Source organism: Kocuria marina, from assembly GCF_000786655.1.
In the GTDB taxonomy this organism is placed as follows: Bacteria; Actinomycetota; Actinomycetes; order Actinomycetales; family Micrococcaceae; genus Kocuria; species Kocuria marina_A.
The window spans coordinates 52,025-74,221 of the sequence record NZ_JROM01000041.1 but is presented as its reverse complement, the minus strand read 5'-3'; the positions used below and the strand labels follow the sequence as shown (position 1 = coordinate 74,221).

At 69.2% G+C, this 22,197-nt stretch carries 17 protein-coding genes and 4 tRNA genes; 17 read left to right on the top strand and 4 right to left on the bottom strand.

The genetic code is table 11. The annotated features are described in order from the left end of the window. Positions 1–43: 43 nt before the first annotated feature. A tRNA-Leu gene (locus AS25_RS09415) sits at positions 44–128 on the bottom strand. A gap of 142 nt (positions 129–270) precedes the next feature. Continuing rightward, the gene (gene bcp / locus AS25_RS09410) at positions 271–744 is read right to left on the bottom strand and encodes a thioredoxin-dependent thiol peroxidase (RefSeq protein WP_035964620.1); all 474 of its coding nucleotides are present in this window, start codon (positions 742–744) and stop codon (positions 271–273) included. Positions 745–1,031: 287 nt separating this feature from the next. Here bcp and AS25_RS09405 point away from each other — a divergent pair, with 287 nt between their 5' ends. After that, entirely contained in the window at positions 1,032–1,547 is a 516-nt protein-coding gene (locus AS25_RS09405; protein WP_035964619.1) for a MarR family winged helix-turn-helix transcriptional regulator, read from the top strand. Between the two features lie 130 nt (positions 1,548–1,677). Here the strand turns inward: AS25_RS09405 and AS25_RS09400 are convergent. Further along, positions 1,678–1,750, bottom strand: a tRNA-Lys gene (locus tag AS25_RS09400). Positions 1,751–1,915: 165 nt separating this feature from the next. On the opposite strand from AS25_RS09400, the gene AS25_RS09395 reads away from it, so the two are divergent. The 13 genes from AS25_RS09395 (at position 1,916) to AS25_RS09335 (ending at position 17,639) form a co-directional block, all read left to right on the top strand. Next, entirely contained in the window at positions 1,916–2,893 is a 978-nt protein-coding gene (locus tag AS25_RS09395) for an NAD(P)-dependent oxidoreductase (RefSeq protein ID WP_035964617.1), read from the top strand. A 364-nt stretch (positions 2,894–3,257) separates the two neighbouring features. Beyond that, positions 3,258–5,135 carry an acetolactate synthase large subunit gene (locus AS25_RS09390; RefSeq protein WP_035964615.1) on the top strand — a complete coding sequence of 626 codons (1,878 nt, stop codon included), beginning with the start codon at positions 3,258–3,260 and terminating at the stop codon, positions 5,133–5,135. Between the two features lie 3 nt (positions 5,136–5,138). Further along, positions 5,139–5,648, top strand: a complete 510-nt coding sequence (gene ilvN, locus AS25_RS09385) for an acetolactate synthase small subunit (protein ID WP_035964614.1) — start codon at positions 5,139–5,141, stop codon at positions 5,646–5,648. A gap of 97 nt (positions 5,649–5,745) precedes the next feature. After that, complete coding sequence (ilvC, locus tag AS25_RS09380; RefSeq protein WP_035964613.1) at positions 5,746–6,771, top strand: ketol-acid reductoisomerase; 1,026 nt, start codon at positions 5,746–5,748, stop codon at positions 6,769–6,771. Positions 6,772–6,918: 147 nt separating this feature from the next. Continuing rightward, positions 6,919–8,472 (top strand): methionine--tRNA ligase, encoded by a 1,554-nt coding sequence (gene metG, locus AS25_RS09375; protein WP_035964611.1) that lies wholly within the window; start codon positions 6,919–6,921, stop codon positions 8,470–8,472. Between the two features lie 227 nt (positions 8,473–8,699). Continuing rightward, positions 8,700–9,788, top strand: a complete 1,089-nt coding sequence (locus AS25_RS09370) for a 3-isopropylmalate dehydrogenase (protein ID WP_035964609.1) — start codon at positions 8,700–8,702, stop codon at positions 9,786–9,788. 108 nt (positions 9,789–9,896) lie between these two features. Next, a complete protein-coding gene (locus AS25_RS09365; protein WP_035964607.1) occupies positions 9,897–10,994 on the top strand; it encodes a branched-chain amino acid aminotransferase in 1,098 nt (365 codons plus the stop codon). A 117-nt stretch (positions 10,995–11,111) separates the two neighbouring features. Further along, positions 11,112–11,885, top strand: a complete 774-nt coding sequence (locus tag AS25_RS09360; RefSeq protein ID WP_035964606.1) for a fumarylacetoacetate hydrolase family protein — start codon at positions 11,112–11,114, stop codon at positions 11,883–11,885. A gap of 242 nt (positions 11,886–12,127) precedes the next feature. Next, on the top strand, positions 12,128–13,648 hold the full coding sequence (gltX, locus tag AS25_RS09355; RefSeq protein WP_035964605.1) for a glutamate--tRNA ligase: 1,521 nt from the start codon (positions 12,128–12,130) through the stop codon (positions 13,646–13,648). 143 nt (positions 13,649–13,791) lie between these two features. Then, a tRNA-Gln gene (locus AS25_RS09350) sits at positions 13,792–13,863 on the top strand. A gap of 164 nt (positions 13,864–14,027) precedes the next feature. Continuing rightward, positions 14,028–14,100 (top strand) — tRNA-Glu (locus AS25_RS09345). Positions 14,101–14,220: 120 nt separating this feature from the next. Further along, a complete protein-coding gene (locus AS25_RS09340; RefSeq protein WP_035964604.1) occupies positions 14,221–15,975 on the top strand; it encodes a dynamin family protein in 1,755 nt (584 codons plus the stop codon). Next, positions 15,972–17,639, top strand: a complete 1,668-nt coding sequence (locus AS25_RS09335) for a GTPase (RefSeq protein ID WP_035964603.1) — start codon at positions 15,972–15,974, stop codon at positions 17,637–17,639. Before AS25_RS09340 ends, AS25_RS09335 begins: the two co-directional genes overlap by 4 nt. Before the next feature lie 83 nt (positions 17,640–17,722). Here AS25_RS09335 and AS25_RS09330 read toward each other — a convergent pair whose 3' ends face one another. Then, positions 17,723–18,457, bottom strand: a complete 735-nt coding sequence (locus AS25_RS09330) for an IclR family transcriptional regulator (protein ID WP_035964602.1) — start codon at positions 18,455–18,457, stop codon at positions 17,723–17,725. Between the two features lie 238 nt (positions 18,458–18,695). On the opposite strand from AS25_RS09330, the gene leuC reads away from it, so the two are divergent. From leuC to murA, 3 genes are all read left to right on the top strand, one after another. Beyond that, entirely contained in the window at positions 18,696–20,129 is a 1,434-nt protein-coding gene (leuC, locus tag AS25_RS09325) for a 3-isopropylmalate dehydratase large subunit (protein WP_035964599.1), read from the top strand. 46 nt (positions 20,130–20,175) lie between these two features. Next, positions 20,176–20,775, top strand: a complete 600-nt coding sequence (leuD, locus tag AS25_RS09320) for a 3-isopropylmalate dehydratase small subunit (protein WP_035964598.1) — start codon at positions 20,176–20,178, stop codon at positions 20,773–20,775. 97 nt (positions 20,776–20,872) lie between these two features. Next, positions 20,873–22,192, top strand: coding sequence for a UDP-N-acetylglucosamine 1-carboxyvinyltransferase (murA, locus tag AS25_RS09315; RefSeq protein WP_035964596.1), 1,320 nt, complete (start codon positions 20,873–20,875; stop codon positions 22,190–22,192). Positions 22,193–22,197: the final 5 nt, after the last annotated feature.

Below are 22,197 nucleotides of genomic sequence, written 5' to 3'. Positions count from 1 at the left end.
TTTCTCTGGCCGCCGCGTCGTCGCGCGGCGGTACGCGGCATCATGGTGCGCAAGACGGGAATCGAACCCGCACGCCGTGAGGCACAGGAACCTAAATCCTGCGTGTCTACCAGTTCCACCACTCGCGCTGGCATCGGGACCCGGACCCGGCATGAACGCGGAGGGGGTGCCCGGAATCGTCCACCATACTAACCAGTGCTTCCTCCGCACTCGCCGTGAAGCACGCGCGGCGCGGCCCCGGTTCCGAGCGTCCGGGCGGTGGCCGCCCGCTCAGGCATCGAGGCCGAGGTCCCGGCGCAGCTTGGCCACGTGCCCCTTGGCGCGCACGTTGTATTGGGCAAGGCTCACCGTCCCCTGTTCGTCGAGCACCACGGTCGAGCGGATGAGGCCTTCGTAGACCTTCCCGTAGTTCTTCTTCTCGCCCCACGCGCCGTACGCCTCCGCCACGGCGTGGTCCTCGTCCGAGAGCAGCGGGAAGCCCAGACCCTCGTCCCGGGCGAAACGCTCGAGGGCGGCGGGGGCGTCCGGGGAGATCCCCAGCACGCGGTAACCCTCGGCACCGAACGAGGCCATGTTGTCCCGGAAGTCGCACGCCTGCGTGGTGCAGCCCGGGGTCGCGGCGCGGGGGTAGAAGTACAGGATGACCTTGCTCCCGCGCAGGTCCGCCAGGGTGACGGGCTCCCCGTGGGCGTCGGGCAGGGTGAAATCGGGAGCGGGGTCCCCGGGGGACAGACGAACGGTCACGGCGTGATCCTTCCTGGTGAGTGACAGGTGTTCCCTAAGGACGCGTTCTCACGTACAGTTCAGGGATGCACCCGAGCATGCCATGCTTCGGGCTCGCGCACCGGCTCCGGTCTCGGTCCCGCCGTACGACGTCGCTGCGTCCGCCCCGCGCCCAGCGCGCACGATCCCGGGCGGTTCCCGCAGTCGAACGAGGGGGGCTCACAAGGCGATGCCCGGCGCGGGGATTTGACTGGTGGGGTGCCCCGTAGTATTGTCCAGCGATTTCGTCGAGCGGATACGATAGTCCTATGTCCTACAAGAACCAGTGGCCCACGAACCGTCTGCTGTCCACAGCGGCTCGCCTCGTGGAACACGCGTGGAACGAGAACCTCGCGTCTCTCGGGATCACCCACGCGGGCGTGATGGCCCTGGACGTCCTCCGCTCCGAGGGCAGCATGACGCAGGCACAACTGGCCCACCAGGTGCGCGTTCAGGCCCAGACCATGGGCAAGACCCTGCATCGGTTGGAGGTGCACGGTCACATCACGCGTTCCCGCAATGCCCTCGATCGCCGTTCCCACGTGGTGAGCATCTCCCCGGCGGGGGAGCGGGTCCTCGCAGATGCCGCGCGGTTGGAGAAGGGGCTGCTGGGTAGCGACCGCGACACGGACGAGCAGTTCCGCCGCAAGCTCATCGACCTGATCTCCACCCTGGGTGGTGCGCGCTGGCGCATGGAGGTCGAGGACGGCGCCGAGACCCCGGCGGGTCCCACGGAGTCAGCCGACTCCCCGACAGAGTCGGAACACAGCGCCACGTCGCGCTGACCCGGGCGGCGGCGCAGCGGCGTCGTCGTGACCCGGAACGCGACGAGCGGCGGGGCGACCGCGATCACTCTGTGAGTTCAGACAGCGAAAGGACCGGATCACAAGCGATCCGGCCCTTTCGGTCGTTCCGTGCGCCCCCAGGGACTTGAACCCTGAACCCATTGATTAAGAGTCAATTGCTCTGCCAATTGAGCTAGAGGCGCGGGCGTTGGACGGGTCAGCGGGCGGTGTTCGCCGTTGCTTTCTCCCTCGCAACGAGAGATAACTTTAGCACCACGGCGGGGGGAGTCAAATCGGGCGGCGGGGTGCCGATGGTGACGTCCGTAGTACGGGTTCTACGGCGCATGCCGGACCGTAGAATCGGGGGCATGAGCCACTCCCAGGATGTTCCGCTGTCCGACCTGCGTGTGATCTCCCTGCCCGAGCAGCAGCTCTTCGACGAGATCAGCGCCGAGACCACCGATTTCACGTGCGTGCTGTGGGATCTGGAGAACGAGCCGGAGGGCTGCGCCCGGGAGGACGTGGACATCGCGGTGGCCCCTTACTACAGCGGGCGCTGGCTCAAGGACCCCTCCGTCGTCCGGGACGTGAGCCTGGTGCAGTTGCAGTCCACGGGCTTCGACGGTGTGCCCGAGAAGATCGGGGAGGACGTGGCCCTGGCCGCCGGCGGCTGGGTGCACGCGGCCGGGACCGCGGAGATCGCCCTGGGACTGATCATCACCGCGCAGCGCAACCTGGACCGGGCGGTGTTGCAACAGCACGAGGGTGTCTACAAGCGGTACTTCTCGCGCGCGGTGGCCGACTCGCGCGTCACCGTGGTGGGCGTCGGGGAGATCGGAAGCGCGGTCATCTCCCGACTCGCACCGTTCGAGGTGGAGCTCACCCGAGTGGCTTCCCGCGCCCGCGAGGACGAGGCCGGCCGGATCCACGGCATCGACGAACTCGACGAGATCCTGCCGCGCACCGACATCCTGGTGCTCGCGCTACCCCTCATCGATGCGACCCGCGACCTGGTGGGGGAGCGGACCCTGGCACTGCTGCCGGACGACGCCCTCGTGGTCAACGTGGGCCGTGGTCCCGTGGTGAACACAGACGCCCTGACCGCGGAGGTCGTCTCCGGCCGTCTGCGCTGCGCGCTGGACGTGGTGGACCCCGAACCGCTTCCCGGTGACCACCCGCTGATGAGCGCGGCCGGCTCCATCGTGCTGCCCCACGTGGGCGGCTCCAACGTCTCGTTCCGGCCCCGGGTGCGCAAGCTGATCCTGGAGCAGCTGGAACTGATCCGACAGGGTCGCTCGCCCCAGTTCCTCGTGCAGCCAGGCCGACTGGCCCTGCAGGACGAGTGAGCACGGACAACCACGGTCCCGCACGGCCGACCACGGACGGGCTCGCGCACGCGGACGGGGGTGCCACGGTGCGGGACACAATGTTTCACATTGTGAGAAGGGGTGTCCGTAGTTTGACACCCGGGTTCTGTGGGTCACACCATGGGCGGTATGACAACGGCACTGCGCATCGTGGTAGACCTCGTACCGGTCGTCCTCATCGGACACCGGGCCTGAGGCGTACTCGACGCGCGTACCCGCCAGGCCCTCAGCCCACGGAACCCGTGGCAAGGGCCTTTTTCCATGTATGACGACCTGTCACCGGCCCGCCCCGCGCCACCCCGCTCGGCATCTCGCACAACACAGCAGGTAAGGACACAGCACTATGAGTAAGGATCAGCCGATCTCACCGGCGGTGATGGCCCAGCGGCGGCCGCCCGCGGCCTCGGCGCCCCGGCCCGCGGAGACGGACCAGGCACGGCTGACGGGTATTGCGGCGGAGGTCGTGGCCCCGGAGGAGATGACCGGTTCCCAGGCGATCATCCGCTCCCTCGAGCAGCTCGGTGTCACGGACGTCTTCGGTCTGCCGGGTGGTGCCATCCTGCCCACCTACGACCCGTTGCTGGACACCGAGAAGATCAACCATATCCTCGTACGCCACGAGCAGGGTGCGGGGCACGCTGCGGAGGGCTATGCCCTGGCCTCGGGTCGCGTGGGCGTGTGCATCGCCACGTCCGGTCCCGGTGCCACGAACCTCGTGACGGCGCTCGCGGACGCCAACATGGACTCGATCCCCATGCTCGCGATCACCGGTCAGGTGGCCAGCTCCGCGATCGGTTCGGACGCCTTCCAGGAGGCGGACATCGTGGGCATGACCATGCCGGTGACCAAGCACTCCTACCTGGTCACGGACGCCCAGGAGATCCCCCGGGTCATCGCGGAGGCTTTCCACCTCGCCTCGACCGGGCGCCCGGGACCCGTCCTGGTGGACGTGGCCAAGGACGCCCAGCAGGCGATGATGACCTTCAGCTGGCCCCCGCAGATGGAACTGCCGGGGTACCGTCCCGTGACCCGCGGGCACTCCAAGCAGATCAAGGAGGCCGCCCGCATGATCGCGGCGGCCCAGCGTCCGGTGCTCTACACGGGTGGCGGCGCCATGCGGGCGGACGTGCCCGCGGAACTGCTCGAGCTCGCCGAGCTCACCGGTGCGCCGGTGGTCACCACGCTCACGGCGCGCGGGATCTTCCCGGACTCGCACGACCAGAACCTGGGCATGCCCGGGATGCACGGGACCGTGCCGGCGGTGTACGCGCTGCAACAGTCGGACCTGCTGATCACCCTGGGAGCGCGCTTCGACGACCGCGTGACCGGACAGCTGAGCTCGTTCGCCCCGAACGCCAAGGTGATCCACGCGGACATCGACCCCGCGGAGATCTCCAAGAACCGCGTGGCGGACGTGCCCATCGTGGGGGATCTCAAGTTCGTGATCCCGGACCTCACCCAGGCCGTGCGCCAGGAGTTCGACGAGACCGGTACTCCGGATCTGGGCTTGTGGTGGGACACCCTGAACTCCCTGAGCGAGACCTATCCGCTGGGCTACACCAAGACCGATGACGGTCTGGGCAGCCCCCAGTACGTGATCGAGCGCATCTCCGAGCTGACCGGTCCGGAGGCGGTCTACGTCTCCGGTGTGGGTCAGCACCAGATGTGGTCCACGCATTTCGTGGACTACGAGCGGCCCCGGCAGTGGTTGAACTCCGCCGGTTTGGGCACCATGGGATTCGCGGTGCCCGCGGCCATGGGCGCGCAGGTGGCCCAGCCCGATCGGGTGGTGTGGGCGATCGACGGTGACGGGTGCTTCCAGATGACCAATCAGGAACTCGCCACGTGCGTGATCAACGACATCCCCATCAAGGTCGCGGTGATCAACAACTCGTCGCTCGGCATGGTGCGCCAGTGGCAGACCCTGTTCTACGACGGTCGCTACTCCAACACCGAGCTGAACACGGGCCACAACTCCCGGCGGATCCCCGACTTCGTGAAGCTCGCCGACGCCTACGGCTGCGCCGCTCTGCGCTGCGAGAGGGACGAGGACGTGGACGAGACCATCAAGAAGGCGCTCGAGATCAACGACCGCCCCGTGGTGATCGACTTCGTGGTCTCCGCGAACGCCATGGTGTGGCCCATGGTCCCGGCCGGGGTCTCCAACGACCAGATCCAGATCGCCCGCAACATGACGCCCGAGTGGAACACGGAGGACTGATCGATGAGCCGACACACTCTTTCCGTTCTGGTGGAGGACAAGCCGGGTGTGCTGACCCGCGTGGCCGGGCTGTTCGCGCGCCGCGCGTTCAACATCCACTCGCTCGCCGTGGGTCCCACGGAGCTGAGCGGTATCTCCCGGATCACCGTGGTGGTCGACGCCGAGGGTGAGCTGCTCGAGCAGGTCACCAAGCAGCTGAACAAGCTGATCAACGTGATCAAGATCGTGGAGCTCTCGCCGGAGTCCTCCGTGCAGCGCGACCACATCCTAGTGAAGGTCCGCGCGGACGCGACCACCCGGTTGCAGGTCACGCAGGCCGCGGACCTGTTCCGCGCCACGATCGTGGACGTCTCCACGGAATCCGTGGTCATCGAATCCACCGGATCGCGCGACAAGATCCACGCCCTCATGGACGTCCTGGAGCCCTTCGGGATCCGGGAGATCGTGCGAGCCGGCACCGTGGCCCTGGGCCGCGGCCCCAAGTCCATGTCCGATCGCGCCCTGCGGCACTGACCGCTCGGCCGCAGGACACCGGATCCCGCGCAACGCCGTGCCGTTGCGCCCCGACGTGCAATGCCCATCCGCTATTCGAAGGAGATAGAGCAAGCCCATGGCAAAGATCTACTACAACGACGACGCCGACCTGTCGATCATCCAGAACCGCTCCGTGGCCATCATCGGTTACGGCTCGCAGGGCCACGCCCACGCGCTGAACCTGCGTGACTCGGGCGTGGACGTCCGCATCGGCCTGTCCGAGAACTCCAAGTCCCGCGCCAAGGCGGAGGCCCAGGGCCTGCGCGTGCTGACCGTGGCCGAGGCCGCCAAGGAAGCGGACGTCATCATGATCCTGACCCCGGACCAGGTCCAGGCGCAGGTGTTCGAGGAGTCCATCAAGGACAACCTGGACGAGGGCGACGCGATCTTCTTCGCGCACGGCTTCAACATCCGCTTCGGCTACATCACGGCGCCCGAGGGCGTGGACGTGGCCATGGTCGCCCCCAAGGGCCCGGGCCACACCGTGCGCCGCGAGTTCGAGGCCGGGCGCGGTGTCCCGGACCTCGTGGCCGTGGAGGTGGACGCGTCCGGTCAGGCGCTGCAGCTCGCGCTGTCCTACGCCAAGGGCATCGGTGGCACGCGCGCCGGCGTCATCGAGACCACCTTCACGGAGGAGACCGAGTCGGACCTGTTCGGTGAGCAGGCCGTGCTGTGCGGCGGCATGTCCCACCTGGTCCAGTACGGCTTCGAGACGCTGACCGAGGCCGGCTACCAGCCGGAGATCGCGTACTTCGAGGTGCTGCACGAGCTCAAGCTCATCGTGGACCTCATGGTCGAGGGCGGCATCGCCAAGCAGCGCTGGTCCATCTCCGACACCGCCGAGTACGGCGACTACGTCTCCGGCCCGCGCGTGATCGATCCCTCCGTCAAGGAGCGCATGCAGGACGTCCTCAAGGACATCCAGGAGGGTGTCTTCGCGGACCGCTTCATGAAGGACCAGGCCGCCGGCGGCAGCGAGTTCAAGGAGCTGCGCGCCAAGGAGGAGAAGCACCCCATCGAGACTACGGGCCGCCAGCTGCGCTCGCTGTTCGCGTGGGAGCAGACGGACGAGGACTACACCGAGGGCACCGCCGCTCGCTGATCCCTCCCTCCGTTGCCTCCGCGTCGGCAGAGCGCGGGACAACTGACGACGACGCCGCGGTACCCCTCCCACGCGAGGGGCACCGCGGCGTCGTCGTACCCGATTCAAGGGCCACGGACACGCCGCGCGGGTCGATAGAGTGGTGGGGTGACTGAGCAGACTCCCTTCTACGTGACCACGGCCATCTCCTACCCCAACGGCGCGCCGCACATCGGCCACGCCTACGAGGCGATCGCCGCGGACACCCTGGCCCGGTTCAAGCGGCTGGACGGCTTCGACGTCCGCTTCCAGACGGGAACGGACGAGCACGGCCAGAAGATGCAGCAGACCGCGGAGAAGCTGGACATGAGCCCGCGCGACCTCGCGGACGCCAATTCCGCGCGGTTCCAAGCCATGGACGACGAGCTGCAGATCGGTTACGACCGCTTCATCCGCACCACGGACGAGGACCACTACGCGGCGTCACAGGAGTTGTGGCGGCGCATGGAGGCTCACGGGGACATCTACCTGGGCAAGTACGCCGGGTGGTACTCCGTGCGGGACGAGGCCTACTACGCCGAGGACGAGACCGAGGTGCGCGCGGACGGGCAGCGCTACTCGATCGGTACGGGCACGGAGCTCACGTGGACCGAGGAGGAGAGCTACTTCTTCCGGCTCTCCGCGTACCAGGACCGCTTGCTCGAGCTCTACCGCACCGGGTTCGTCCAGCCCGAGACGCGCTCGCACGAGATCGCGTCATTCGTGAGCGGCGGGCTGCAGGACCTGTCCATCTCCCGCACGACGTTCGACTGGGGCGTGCCCGTGCCGGGCAACCCCGAGCACGTGATGTACGTGTGGGTGGACGCCCTGACCAACTACCTCACGGGTCTGGGCTACCCGGACACGGACGCCGAGCTGTTCCGGGCGTTCTGGCCCGCGGACGTGCACCTGATCGGCAAGGACATCGCACGCTTCCACGCCGTGTACTGGCCGGCGTTCCTGATGTCCGCGGGGCTCGAGCTGCCCCGGAAGGTCTTCGCGCACGGGTTCCTGTTCAACCAGGGCGAGAAGATGTCCAAGTCCGTGGGCAACGTGATCGATCCCCACGCCCTGATCGGCGAGTACGGACTGGACCAGTTGCGCTTCTTCCTGCTGCGCGAGGTCCCGTTCGGTCAGGACGGCAACTACTCGCACGACGCGATCGCCGGGCGAATCAACTCGGACCTCGCCAACGACCTCGGCAACCTGGCCCAGCGCAGCCTGTCGATGATCGCCAAGAACCTCGGGGGCGCGGTGCCCGAGCCGCGCGACTTCACTGCGGAGGACCTCGAGATGCTCGCCCAGGCGGAGTCGGCGGTCGGGGACTACCGCGCGGCGTTCGACGAGCTCGCGTTCCACCGCGGCCTGGAGACCGTGTGGCGGGTCATCGCCTCGGCGAACCGCTACTTCACGGCGCAAGAGCCGTGGGTCCTACGCAAGACCGACCCGGAGCGGATGGCCACGGTGCTGTACGTGACCGCGGAGGTGCTGCGCATCGTCGCGATCCTGGTGCAGCCGGTCATGCCGGATTCCATGGCCAGGCTGCTGGACCAGCTCGGTCAGCCCGAGGGGGAGGCGCGGCAGTTCTCCGCCCTGGGCACGCGGCTCGCCGCGGGCACCGAACTGCCCAAGCCCTCCGGCGTGTTCCCGCGCTACGAGGCACCGGAGGCCCTGCAGGACTGAGGTACCGCGGGACCGAGGTACTGCGGTATTGGGGTGCGGTGGCCGGGTCGTCGTCCGATGGCCCGGCCGTTGCGTGTCCGCACGACGCCGCAGCCAGCGTTGCGGGCCGGCCGCGCGTCGTCGGTCCGGTCGGCTGTCAGCGGACCTCACGGCCACCCTTCGTCTCGCTATGTGAAACCCGCGTTCACCATGTGGAAGGCCGCGGCGGGCGCACCTAAGCTGGCCCCATGAGTCCAACGTCACCTCCCGCACCCGCCCGCAGCCACTCGATCGCCGTCCTGCCCGGTGACGGTATCGGCCCGGAGGTCGTGGCCGAGGCCGTCAAGGTCCTCGACGCCGTGACCCGCCCCGCGGGGGTGACCCTCGAGAAGACCAGCTACCCGCTCGGAGCCGAGCACTGGCTCGAGACCGGTGAGGTGCTCAACGAGGACACCATGGAGCGGTTGCGTTCCCACGACGCGATCCTGTTCGGTGCCGTGGGTGCCGCCCCCAACGACAAACGCATCCCCTCCGGGATCCTCGAACGCGATCTGCTGCTCAAGCTGCGCTTCGGGTTCGACCACTACATCAACCTGCGCCCCGCGGTGCTGTACCCGGGTGCCACGAGTCCGCTGTCGGACCCGGGGGAGATCGACTTCGTGGTCGTGCGCGAGGGCACCGAGGGGCTCTACGCGGGTAACGGTGGCACGCTGCGTACGGGCACCGAGCACGAGATCGCGACCGAGGTGTCCGTGAACACCGCCCACGGTGTCCGCCGCCTGGTGCGCTACGCGTTCGACCTCGCGAACAGCCGCACGCGCAAGCGGCTGACCCTGGTCCACAAGCACAACGTCCTGGTCAACGCCGGGCGGCTCTACCAGCGAACCGTGGACGAGATCGGGGAGCAGTACCCGGACGTCACCGTGGACTACATGCACATCGACGCCGCCACGATCTTCATGACCACCGACCCCGCGCGCTTCGACGTGATCGTGACCGACAACCTGTTCGGGGACATCCTCACCGATCAGGCCGGCGCGGTCACCGGGGGTATCGGTCTGGCGCCCAGCGGCAACATCAACGCGGACCGCACCGCGCCGTCCATGTTCGAGCCCGTCCACGGCTCCGCCCCGGACATCGCCGGTACCGGCACCGCCCAGCCCACGGCCGCGATCCTCGCGGGCGCCATGATGCTCGAGCACCTGGGCCACCCCGATCTCGCGGAACAGGTCAACGCCGCCGTGCGCGCAGACCTGGAGGCGAACGGTTCCGCGCAGCGCAGCACGTCGCAGGTGGGCGACGACGTCGTGGCGCAGTTGGGTGCGCGCAGCGCCTAGGTTCCGCGTCCCGGCCACCGCGGGCGGGATACTGGGAGCACATCATCACGTGCCAGCGCACCGCCTCAGCAGGGATGCCCGGCAGCACGCCGTCGAAGGAGAACACCAGTGAGCACTGAATTCGTCAAGCAGCTCAACCCTCACCCCGCAACCGATGAGGTGCGCGAAGCCGTGTTGCAGAACCCCGGTTTCGGCAAACACTTCACGGACCACATGGTGTGCATCGACTGGCAGGGGGACGTGGAAGCGAACACCGGCCGCTGGGACAACGCACGGCTGCAGTCGTACGGCCCGCTGAGCCTGGACCCGTCCACCGCCGTGCTGCACTACGGCCAGGAGATCTTCGAGGGACTCAAGGCCTACCGGCACGCGGACGGATCCGTGTGGAGTTTCCGCCCCGAGGTCAACGCCGCGCGGCTGAATCGCTCGGCGCAGCGGCTGGCCCTGCCCGCGCTGCCCGAGGAGACGTTTGTAGATGCCATCCGCGAGCTCGTGGCCCAGGACGAGAAGTGGGTTCCTTCCGGGGAGGGCGAGTCCCTCTACATCCGTCCGTTCATGATCGGTACGGAGCCGTTCCTGGGGGTGCGTCCGTCCAGGGAGGCGCTGTTCTCCGTGATCGCGTCCCCGGCGGGCAATTACTTCGGCACGGTCGAACCCGTGGACATCTGGCTCTCGCGCACGTACGCCCGCGCGGGCAAGGGCGGCACGGGCTCCGCGAAGTGCGGTGGCAACTACGCGGCGTCGTTGATCGCCCAGATGGAGGGGGACGCGCACGGGTGCAGCCAGGTGCTCTTCCTGGACCACGAGCGCGGGGACGCGGTCGAGGAACTCGGTGGCATGAACGTGTTCTTCGTCTTCGACGACGGCCGGCTCGTGACCCCCGAACTGACCGGGACCATCCTCGAGGGGATCACGCGTGACTCCGTGATCCAGCTGGCCAAGGAGCGCGGGCTGCAGGTCGAGGAACGCGCCTTCACCCTGGACGAGTGGCGCGAGGGCGTGAACTCGGGGCACCTCACGGAAGTCTTCGCGTGCGGCACGGCCGCGGTGATCGCACCCGTGCGGCGGCTCGTGAGCCATGAGGAGACCATCGGTCCGGAGGACGCGGCGCCCGGTGAGGTGACCATGTCCATCCGCAAGCAGCTGCTGGACATCCAGACCGGCAAGGCGGAGGACACGCATGGTTGGTTGACCCGCCTGGCGTGATCCGCGTGGCGTGAATCCCTCGGCACGCTTCGCGTGGCGGGGTCCGTGCCACCCGTTCGAGCAGCCGCCCCCGGTCCGACCTCGGTCGCACCGGGGGCGGCTGTGTAGCCTGTGAGCATGCGCATCGCACGGTTCACACACGACAACGAAATCCACTTCGGCACGGTGCACGGGGAACCCGGCGCCGAGACGCTGCGGTATCTCACCGGCGACCCCCTGTACGTGGGGATCCAGGAACTCGAACGCACCGTGGCCGTGTCCGAGGCCCGGTTGCTCGCCCCGGTGATCCCGCGCTCCAAGATCGTGTGCGTGGGGCGCAACTACGCGGCGCACGCGGAGGAGCTCGGCAACGAGCTGCCGCCCGCTCCCATGCTGTTCTTCAAGCCGAACACCGCGGTCTCCGGTCCCGGGGATCCCGTGACCCTGCCCAGCTGGACCGAGGAGGTCTCGTACGAGGCCGAGCTCGCCGTGGTGATCGGGCGCATGTGCAAGGACGTCCCCGTGGAACGCGTTCCCGAGGTCGTGTTCGGGTACACCGCTGCGAACGACCTCACGGCCCGCGACGCCCAGCGCACCGACGGCCAGTGGGCCCGGGCCAAGGGGTTCGACGGTGCGTGCCCGATCGGCCCGTGGATCGAGACCGAGCTGGACACCTCCGCCCTGTCCGTGCGCTCCACCGTGAACGGGCAGCTCAAGCAGGACGGCAACACGCGGGACATGATCTTCGACGTCGCCACACTCGTCTCCTACGCGTCCGAGGCCTTCACGCTGCTGCCCGGTGACGTGATCCTCACCGGGACCCCCGCGGGCGTCGGGATCGTGGACGAGGGCGATCAGCTTTCCGTGCAGGTCGAGGGGATCGGCGAGCTCACCACGGTGCTGCGGCGCTGACCCGGCGCGTCGCCGGCTCACCCCGGGGTGCGCCGTTACCGGCCACCCGGGGTGCGCCGTCGCCCGACCACCTGGCGTGCGTCGTCGTGGGAACCACTCCGGGGCGCACGCGTTGCCGAACCACCCCGCGGCGCGCCGTCGTCGGAGCCGGCCGGGGCCGTGCGGCAGCGCTCGCCGACGCCCGCGCGGGCAGTCCGCGTGCCCGCCGCGGGGGTGACTGCTACCCGTAGAATGAACGCATCATGACTGACGACGCAGCGACTTTGCACCCCACCGTTCCCGCCGACGCACCCGTGCGCGTGCGCTTCTGCCCGTCCCCCACGGGCACGCCGCACGTGGGTCTGATCCGCACGGCCCTCTTCAACTGGGCGTGGGCCCGCCACACGGGCGGCACCCTGGTGTTCCGGATCGAGGACACGGACGCCGCCCGCGATTCCGAGGAGAGCTTCCAGCAGATCCTGGACGCCCTGGACTGGCTGGGCATCACGTGGGACGAGGGCGTCAACGTGGGTGGACCCCACGAGCCCTACCGACAGTCCCAGCGGGGCGAGATCTACCAGGACGTCCTGGCCCGGCTCGTGGCCGGCGGCTACGTGTACGAGGACTTCTCCACGCCCGAGGAGGTCGAGCAGCGCCACCGCGCCAAGGGTAAGGACCCCAAGCGCGGGTACGACAACTTCGATCGCGACCTCACGGACGAGCAGAAGGATGCGTTCCGGGCCGAGGGCCGCAAGCCGGTGCTGCGCCTGCGCATGCCGGACGAGGACATCACGTTCACGGACCTCGTGCGCGGTGAGATCACCTTCAAGGCGGGCTCGGTCCCGGACTTCGTGGTGGCTCGCGCGAACGGTCAGCCGCTCTACACGCTCGTGAACCCCGTGGACGACGCCCTCATGGGGATCACCCACGTGCTGCGCGGCGAGGACCTGCTGTCCTCCACGCCCCGGCAGATCGCGCTGTACCGCGCCCTCATGGGGATCGGAGTCGCCGAGTTCATCCCCGAATTCGGGCACCTGCCCTACGTCATGGGGGAGGGCAACAAGAAGCTCTCCAAGCGCGATCCCGAGTCCAACCTCTTCCACCACCGCGACAACGGGTTCATCCCCGAGGGTCTGCTGAACTACCTGGCCCTGCTCGGGTGGTCGCTGTCCGCGGACGAGGACATCTTCACCGTGGACCAGCTCGTGGCGAACTTCGACATCCACGACGTCCTGGCCAACCCGGCGCGCTTCGACCTCAAGAAGGCCACGGCGATCAACGGCACGCACGTGCGCATGCTGGACCCCCGGGACTTCCGGGACCGGCTGATCCCGTACCTGCGCTCTGCGGGCCTCGTGGGGGAGCCCCTGACCGAGAAGGAGAACGACGTCCTGGATCGGGCCGCCCCGCTCGTGCAGGAGCGCATGAACCTGCTCGGTGAGACCCCCGGCCTGCTGGGGTTCCTCTTCCTGCCGGACGAGCAGATCGAGATCGCCCCGGACGCCGCCAAGCAGCTCAAGGACAGCGCACCCCAGGTGCTCGACGCCGCGCTCACGGCTCTCGAGCCCCTCGAGGAGTTCTCGGCCGAGAACATCGAGACGGCCCTGCGCGAAGCGATCGTGGACGGCCTGGGGATCAAGCCGCGCCTGGCCTTCGGCCCGGTCCGCACGGCAGTGTCCGGCCAGCGGATCTCCCCGCCCCTGTTCGAATCCCTCGAAATCCTGGGGAAAGAATCGTCGCTCACGCGCATTCGCGCGCTGCGCGAGCACCTCGCCGCGTCCTGACCCGATCCGTCCGCGACGGGTGGGTGTCACCCGGGAGGCGACCCCCACCCTGCGGACCGGTTTGGCAGCGGCGGATTCCCCGGGTATAGTTATTGCTCGTTGCGCGGCCGATCCGGTGCGGACCGGGCGGGCAGCGAGACCTTTGGGATATGGTGTAATTGGCAACACAACGGTTTCTGGTACCGTCATTCTAGGTTCGAGTCCTGGTATCCCAGCGCTTTCAGGCGTCACCCGAACCACGGTTCGTGTGAACCGAGCACCGGCGTTCCACGGTGGGTTTTCCCGAATTGGAGCAACACCGCGAAGATGTTACTGTGTGGTGCGTCAACGCGGGACCGCGCAGGAATGATGTTCCTGGAACGGTCCACGGAAAGTACACGGCCCCATCGTATAGCGGCCTAGTACGCCGCCCTCTCACGGCGGTAACGCGGGTTCGAATCCCGCTGGGGTCACATCGGAAGAGCCCCGGTTTCCACGGAAACCGGGGCTCTTCGCATGTCCGCTGCCCGCAGCTCCCGCGCGTTCCCGGCGCGCTGCCACGGCGCCCGCGTGACGACTGGCACAATGACCGTGTGAACACCGAGAACGCACCGGCCGTGCCGCTCATCGAGTCCCTCGAGACCACGCGTGATCTGCTGCGCTCCACGACCCTGCCCCTGGCCACCGCGAGCGCTCCGCAACAGCGGGAGAACGCCGCACGCGCGGTGTCCCAGTTGGACGACTACGTCCTGCCGCGCGTCCGCTCGTTGGACGCTCCGCTGCTGGCCGTGGTGGGCGGTTCCACGGGCGCGGGCAAGTCCACCCTGGTCAATGCCCTGGTGGGTCACCCGGTCACGCGCTCCGGGGCCATTCGCCCCACCACGCGCCGGCCCCTGCTGATCCATCACCCGAGCGACGCCGGGGCGTTCACGACACAGCGTGTGCTGCCGCACCTGGCCCGTGTCCAGGGCACGCTCGTGGACCCGTCCCGTCCCGCGTCATCGGCGGACGACGGCGGGACGGCCGTGGCGGACACCGGGTCCCTCGTGTTGCTCGCCGACCAGAACATTCCCGAGGGCCTCGCGATCCTGGACGCCCCGGACGTGGATTCCGTTTCGGACGACAACCGTGCCCTGGCGGCCCAGTTGCTCTCCGCCGCGGATCTGTGGCTGTTCGTCACGACCGCCAACCGCTACGCGGACGCCGTGCCGTGGCAGCTGCTGCGCAACGCTGCCGGCCGGGACATCACGGTGGCCGTGGTGCTGGACCGGGTGCAGGCGTCGTCGGCCGCCGAGATCGAGGAGGACCTGCGGCGCATGCTGGACGAAGAAGGGCTGGGTGGCGCCCCGATCTTCGTGGTCGAGGAGTCCCCGCTCAACGAGCTGCGCATGCTGCCCCCGGCAGCCGTGGAACCGCTGCGCGAGTGGCTCGAGACGCTCGGCGCGGACGCGCAGGCCCGCTCCGAGATCGCCGCGCGCACCCTCGGGGGCGCGGTGCGGGAACTCGCGGACACGACCGACCGCACCGCGGAGGCCGTGGCGGGCCAGCAACATACGGAGGAGCACCTGCGCCGCGAGGTGACCACGTCCTTCGACGAGGCGCTGCGCGCGATCATCGACTCCACCCGGGACGGGACCCTGTTGCGCGGGGAGGTGCTCGCACGTTGGCAGGACTTCGTGGGCACGGGCGAGTTCTTCCGCAGCCTCGAGGCCGGGATCGGGCGGGTCCGGGACCGGATGACCGCGTTCTTCAAGGGCCAGCCCGCACCCGAGGTGCGCGTGGAGGAAGCGATCGAATCGGGCCTGCAGGCCGTGATCGTGGAGAACACGGCCCGTGCCGCGGAATCCGCCGAGCGGCGCTGGCGCGACGAGCCCGCGGGACAGGTGCTGCTCGCGGGTCGCGATGCGGCCGCTCTGCCACCGGACTTCCCCGATCAGGTCGCGGAGAGCATCCGCTCGTGGCAGTCGGACGTCATGCTCATGATCCAGCAGGAGGGCGCGGGCAAGCGCACGCGGGCCAGGGCCATGTCGCTGGGCGTGAACGCGCTCGCCGTGATCCTCATGATCGCCGTGTTCTCGACCACGGGCGGGTTGACCGGCTTGGAGGTCGGGATCGCGGGTGGTTCGGGTGTCGTGGGGACCAAACTGCTCGAGGCGGTCTTCGGGGAGGACGCCGTGCGCCGGATGAGCGAACAGGCGCGCAAGAACCTCGAGACCCGGATCCGCACCCTGCTGGCCGGCCGGGCCAAGGTCTTCCTGGACACGATCGACGAACTCGGGGAGCACCCCTCGGCCGAGCAACTGCACGCAGCGGCCGCCCGCGTGCGCGCGGAGAGTGAGGCCCTGTGAGCCCGCGGCCCCGGGACCAGGACGTGTCCCTGTCCGATCGGATCTCCGGACTCGCGCAGGCCGTGGAGATCGCGCAGGGTCGCCTGGACGCCGAGGTGATCCAAGGTGCGCGGGAGACCCTCGAGCGCGCCGCCCAGCGCCGGGCGCTGTCCGCGGACCACACCGTGGTGGGCTTCTTCGGGGCCACGGGCTCCGGCAAGTCCTCCCTGTTCAATGCCGTGGTCGGTCAGGACCTCGCCCGCAGCGCGGCGCGCCGACCCACGACCTCCGCACCACTCGCCGCGATCTGGGGGGACGAGGGCAGCCAGCCGCTGCTCGACTGGCTCGACGTCGCCGACCGCAGGGTCGTGGGTCCCGCGCTGAGCACGTCCACCGGGCGCGGGCGCAAGGCGAGCACCACGAGCGGTGGGCTCGTGCTGCTGGACCTGCCGGACTTCGACTCCGTGACGCGGGAACACCGGCAGATCGTCCAGCGCATGGTCGGGCTCGTGGACGTGGTCGTGTGGGTCGTGGACCCCCAGAAGTACGCGGACGCGGTGTTGCACCAGGACTTCGTGCAGCCGCTCGCGCGCCACGGCGCCGTGACCATGGTCGTGCTCAACCAGGCGGACCGGCTCGACGAGCGGGACGTCCCCTCGGTGCTCGCATCGCTCACGGAACTCGTGGCGCAGGACGGCCTCCCCGCGACCGGGCCGAGCGCGCCCGTGGCCGTCTCCGCTCTCACGGGTCAGGGTGTCCCGCAGCTGCGGGACCGGATCCACGCCGTGGCCGCCCAACGCGCCGCCGCCGGGCAGCGGCTCGAGGCGGACGTCATCCACAGCGCCGGGGAACTCGCCCGCGCCGCGGGGGAGGGCGATCCGCGCGGGATCACCAAGGACGCGAGCGAGCGGCTCACCGCGGGGCTCGCGCGAGCCGCCGGGATCGATCTGGTCGCGGACGCCGCGGCCCGCTCCTACCGGTTGCGCGCGGGGCGGCACACCGGGTGGATCGCCACGCGCTGGCTCACCCGCCTGCGCAAGGACCCGCTCAAGCGCCTGCACATCGAGAGCCATGACAAGCACTCGGACCCCGGGGTGCACCGCACGTCCCTGCCGCCCATGAACGCGTCCCAGAAGGCCGCCGCGGACTCCGCCGTGCGCGGTTTCGCGGACGACGTCTCGCAGGGCGCCGGCGAGCCGTGGCGGCGCAGCATCCGTGGCGCCGCCCGCAGCAACGAACAGCGGTTGCCGGACGCGCTGGACCAGGCGGTCGCGCGCACCAAGTTCTCCGCGCGCGGGGCCTCGTGGTGGTGGATCGTCTTCGACGTCCTGCAGTGGCTCGCCATGCTCGTCACGGTGCTCGGGCTGTTGTGGCTGCTGGGCCTGTTCCTGGCCGAGTACTTCCAGATCCCCCTGCCCCCGCCGCCCACGGTCGAGGGGTTCCCGCTGCCCGTGCCCACGCTCATGGTGCTCGCGGGGGTCGTGCTTGCGCTGTTCCTCGCGCTCACGGGCGCGGTGATCGCCTCCCTCGCGTCCCGTGTCCGGGCTTCCCGGGTACGACGTCGCTTGCAGCGTTCCGTGCGCACGACCGCCGAGGAGACGGTCCAGGTGCCGGTGGAGCACGAGCTCGCGGCGCACCGCGAGTTCACCGAGGCCGTGGCGCGGGCGGGGCTCACGCGGCGCTGACGGGCGCTACCAAACCGGAACGGACCGAGTTCACCCCGCGCTGACGCGTTCGGCCCGGACGGTCCGCGTCGCGTGCATAGGGCTCACGCGGCGCTGACGCGTACGGCCTCCGTGAGGTGTCGGGCCGCCTGGACCACGACGTCCGCGTGCTTCTGGCCGGGCTGCTTGGACAACCGCTCGATGGGTCCCGAGATGGACACCGCGGCGATCACCCTCCCCGAGGGCCCACGCACGGGCGCGGAGACCGAGGCGATCCCCGGTTCGCGTTCGCCGATCGACTGGGCCCAGCCGCGGCGTCGTACCCCGGCGAGGGTCGTGGCCGAGAAGCGCGCGTGATGCAGCCCCTCGATCAGGCGTGCGTGGTCCTCCCACGCCACGAGCACCTGCGCGGCGGAACCGGCCTTCATGGACAACTGGGTGCCCACGGGGATCGTGTCGCGCAAGCCGATGGGCCGTTCAGCCGATGCCACGCACACGCGCCACTCGCCCTGGCGGCGGAACACCTGGGAGGACTCACCGGTGCTGTCCCGCAACTGCAGGAGCACGGGGGCCGCGGCAGAGATCAGCCGGTCCTCACCCGCGGCCGAGGCGAGCTCCACGAGGCGGGAGCCCAGCACGAAGCGCCCGTGCACGTCCCGGCCCACGAACCGGTGATGGGCGAGCGCCACCGCGAGCCGGTGGGCGGTGGGTCGCGCGAGCCCCGTGGCCTCCACGAGATCCGCGAGGGAGGCCGCACCGGCCTCGAGGGCGTCCAGGATGAGGGAGGCCTTGTCGATGACCCCCACGCCGGAGGGGGAGAACGAGGACTCCTCGGGCATGCCCGAGCCCGTCCCGCGGCCGCCCAGGGGAGAGCCCAGGGGGGCTCCGGAAGGATCCATCTCATGCGTCGTGTCCATGCCTTGATATTGCCGTCTCACAATGCGAGAAGCAAGTCCGAGGAGTGGAACTGCTCGCCGCGAGCGATGACCATGGTGGCAACGGTCGCGTGCGGGACGCGCGAACGCCGCCCACGCGGCGTCGCCCACCGCACGCCAGGACACGAGCAGGAGTGACGAGATGACGAGCACACAGACCACCGCGCCGCGGACGCTGGCGGAGAAGGTGTGGAACGACCACCTGGTGCGCCAGGGCGAGGCCGGACGCCCCGACCTGATCTACATCGACCTCCACCTGCTCCACGAGGTCACGAGCCCCCAGGCCTTCGAGGGGCTGCGGCTGGCCGGGCGCGGACTGCGGCGCACCGACCTGACGATCGCGACCGAGGACCACAACACGCCCACCGAGAACATCTTCTCGACCATCGCGGACGAGACCTCCCGCAAGCAGATCGAGACCCTGCGCCGCAACTGCGAGGAATTCGGTGTGCGCCTGCACTCCCTGGGGGACGCCGAACAGGGGATCGTGCACGTGGTGGGTCCGCAGCTGGGGCTGACCCAGCCGGGGATGACCGTGGTGTGCGGTGACTCCCACACCTCCACGCACGGGGCCTTCGGAGCGCTCGCGTTCGGGATCGGCACGTCCGAGGTGGAGCACGTGATGGCCACCCAGACGCTGTCGCTGGCGCCATTCAAGACCATGGCCATCAACGTGGAGGGCACGCTCAAGCCGGGAGTCAGTTCCAAGGACATCATCCTGGCCGTGATCGCCAAGATCGGCACGGGCGGCGGGCAGGGTCACGTGCTCGAGTACCGCGGGTCCGCGATCCGCTCCCTGTCCATGGAAGCGCGCATGACCATTTGCAACATGTCGATCGAGGCGGGCGCGCGGGCGGGGATGATCGCGCCGGACCAGACCACGTTCGACTACGTGCAGGGCCGTCCGCACGCGCCGCAGGGCGAGGACTGGGACGCCGCCGTGGAGTACTGGAAGACCCTGCACACGGACGAGGGCGCCACGTTCGACCGTGAGGTGTTCATCAACGCGGACGAGCTGGAGCCGTTCGTCACGTGGGGCACCAACCCGGGTCAGGGTGTGCCCCTGTCCCAGGCGGTCCCGGATCCCGAGGACGCCGGGGACGACAACGCCAAGGACGCCGCGCGGCGCGCCCTCGAGTACATGGGTCTGGAAGCGGGCACGCCCATGAAACAGATCCCGGTGGACACCGTGTTCCTGGGCTCGTGCACCAACTCGCGCATCGAGGACCTGCGGGCCGCCGCGGCGATCGTCAAGGGCCGCAGCAAGGCCGAGAACGTGCGGGTCATGGTGGTCCCCGGTTCCGCCAAGGTGCGGCTGCAGGCCGAGGCCGAGGGGTTGGACAAGGTCTTCACGGACTTCGGTGCGGACTGGCGCTTCGCGGGGTGCTCCATGTGCCTCGGGATGAACCCGGACCAGTTGGCTCCGGGGGAGCGCTGCGCCTCCACGTCCAACCGCAACTTCGAGGGGCGCCAGGGCAAGGGTGGGCGCACCCACTTGGTCTCGCCGGTGGTCGCGGCGGCCACGGCCGTACGCGGGACCCTCAGCGCGCCGTCGGACCTCGACCCGGTGGCCTGAGCCCCGCAACCCGCCGCGACGTACACCACCAGAGAAGGACACAGCCATGGAGAAATTCACCACCCACCGGGGCGTGGGTGCCCCGCTCAAGCAGTCGAACGTGGACACCGACCAGATCATCCCCGCCGTCTACCTCAAGCGCATCACCAAGACCGGTTTCGACGACGCCCTGTTCGCCGGCTGGCGCAAGAACCCCGAGTTCGTGCTCAACCAGCCCGAGTACCGCAACGCGTCCGTGCTCGTGGCCGGCGCGGACTTCGGCACGGGTTCCTCGCGTGAGCACGCCGTGTGGGCGCTGCGCGACTACGGGTTCAAGGCCGTGATCTCCTCCCGTTTCGCGGACATCTTCCGCGGCAACTCGGGCAAGCAGGGACTGCTCGCGGCGCAGGTGGACCAGTCGGACGTGGAGCTGCTGTGGAAGCTCATGGAGGAGCAGCCGGGCGTGGAGATCCAGGTGGACCTGGAGTCGCGCACCGTCACGTGCGGGCCCGTGACGGTACCCTTCCAGATCGACGACTACACCCGCTGGCGGCTCATGGAGGGTCTCGACGACATCGGGTTGACCCTGCAGCACGAGGCGGACATCGACGCGTACGAGCGCACCCGCCCCGCGTTCAAGCCCACCACGCTGCCCGCCCGAACCTGAGTGGCGGCTGGACCGATCAGCGGTTCGGGCCGGTAGAATGTCTTGGTCCCGTGCGTGTTCCGCGCCCGGGAGATCACTTCCCCCAGATCGGTAGGTCATGACTTCTTTGCGCATCACCGGCGGCGTTCCGCTGTCGGGTCAGGTGACGGTACGCGGCGCCAAGAACCTGGTTCCCAAGGCCATGGTGGCCGCGCTGCTCGGCTCCACTCCTTCCACGCTGGGCAACGTGCCGGAGATCAAGGACGTCAAGGTCGTCACGGACCTGCTGAGCCTGCACGGTGTGGAGGTCACGCGCGACGACGCCCGGGGCGAGTTGACGCTCGACCCCACCAACGTGACGCGTGCCCGCCACGCGGACATCGACGCCCACGCCGGCGACTCGCGGATCCCGATCCTGCTGTGCGGCCCGCTGTTGCACGCCCTGGGAGAGGCGTTCATCCCGGACCTGGGCGGGTGCCGGATCGGTGACCGACCCATCAACTACCACCTCGAGGTGCTGCGCAACTTCGGCGCCAAGGTCGAGAAGCTCGACTCCGGGATCCGGATGAGCGCACCGCACGGGCTGCAGGGCGCCAAGATCGACCTGCCGTACCCGTCCGTGGGGGCCACGGAACAGGTGCTGCTCTCCGCCACGCGCGCCGAGGGCCACACCGAACTGCGCGGTGCCGCGACCGAGCCCGAGATCATGGACCTGATCGCGATCCTGCAGAAGATGGGCGCGCTCATCACCGTGCAGACGGACCGCGTGATCCGCATCGAGGGCGTTCCCGAACTCACGGGCTACGTGCACAGCGCGCTGCCCGACCGCATGGAAGCGGCGTCGTGGGGTTCCGCGGCCCTGGCCACCGGCGGCGACATCTTCGTGGCCGGCGCCAAGCAGGCCGACATGATGACCTTCCTCAACACCTTCCGCAAGGTGGGCGGTGGGCTGGACATCCGCGAGGACGGCATCCGCTTCTACCACCCGGGCGGGGACCTCAACCCCCTGATCGTGGAGACGGACGTCCACCCCGGGTTCATGACCGACTGGCAGCAACCGCTCGTGGTCGTGTTGACCCAGGCCAAGGGCGTGTCGATCGTGCACGAGACCGTGTACGAGAACCGCTTCGGCTTCACTCGCGCGCTCAACCGCATGGGTTCCGTGATCCAGCTGCACCGCGAGTGCCTGGGTTCGGTGCCGTGCCGTTTCGGTCAGCGCAACTTCCTGCACTCCGCCGTGATCTCGGGCCCCACGCCCCTGCACGCGACCGACATCCACATCCCGGACCTGCGCGGCGGGTTCTCGCACCTGATCGCGGCGCTGTCCGCGGAGGGCGTCTCGCACGTGACCGGTGTGGAGCTGATCAAGCGCGGCTACGAGCACTTCACCGACAAACTGGGTGGGCTGGGCGCGAACTTCACCGTCGACGAGCGGTGAGCCCC

Coding starts and splice junctions, on each gene's coding strand:
- murA (WP_035964596.1), top strand. CDS start 20,873: ATGACTTCTTTGCGCATCACCGGCGGCGTTCCGCTGTCGGGTCAGGTG.
- leuC (WP_035964599.1), top strand. CDS start 18,696: ATGACGAGCACACAGACCACCGCGCCGCGGACGCTGGCGGAGAAGGTG.
- AS25_RS09395 (WP_035964617.1), top strand. CDS start 1,916: ATGAGCCACTCCCAGGATGTTCCGCTGTCCGACCTGCGTGTGATCTCC.
- ilvC (WP_035964613.1), top strand. CDS start 5,746: ATGGCAAAGATCTACTACAACGACGACGCCGACCTGTCGATCATCCAG.
- AS25_RS09330 (WP_035964602.1), bottom strand. CDS start 18,457: ATGCCCGAGGAGTCCTCGTTCTCCCCCTCCGGCGTGGGGGTCATCGAC.
- AS25_RS09360 (WP_035964606.1), top strand. CDS start 11,112: ATGCGCATCGCACGGTTCACACACGACAACGAAATCCACTTCGGCACG.
- AS25_RS09370 (WP_035964609.1), top strand. CDS start 8,700: ATGAGTCCAACGTCACCTCCCGCACCCGCCCGCAGCCACTCGATCGCC.
- leuD (WP_035964598.1), top strand. CDS start 20,176: ATGGAGAAATTCACCACCCACCGGGGCGTGGGTGCCCCGCTCAAGCAG.
- gltX (WP_035964605.1), top strand. CDS start 12,128: ATGACTGACGACGCAGCGACTTTGCACCCCACCGTTCCCGCCGACGCA.
- ilvN (WP_035964614.1), top strand. CDS start 5,139: ATGAGCCGACACACTCTTTCCGTTCTGGTGGAGGACAAGCCGGGTGTG.
- AS25_RS09390 (WP_035964615.1), top strand. CDS start 3,258: ATGAGTAAGGATCAGCCGATCTCACCGGCGGTGATGGCCCAGCGGCGG.
- AS25_RS09405 (WP_035964619.1), top strand. CDS start 1,032: ATGTCCTACAAGAACCAGTGGCCCACGAACCGTCTGCTGTCCACAGCG.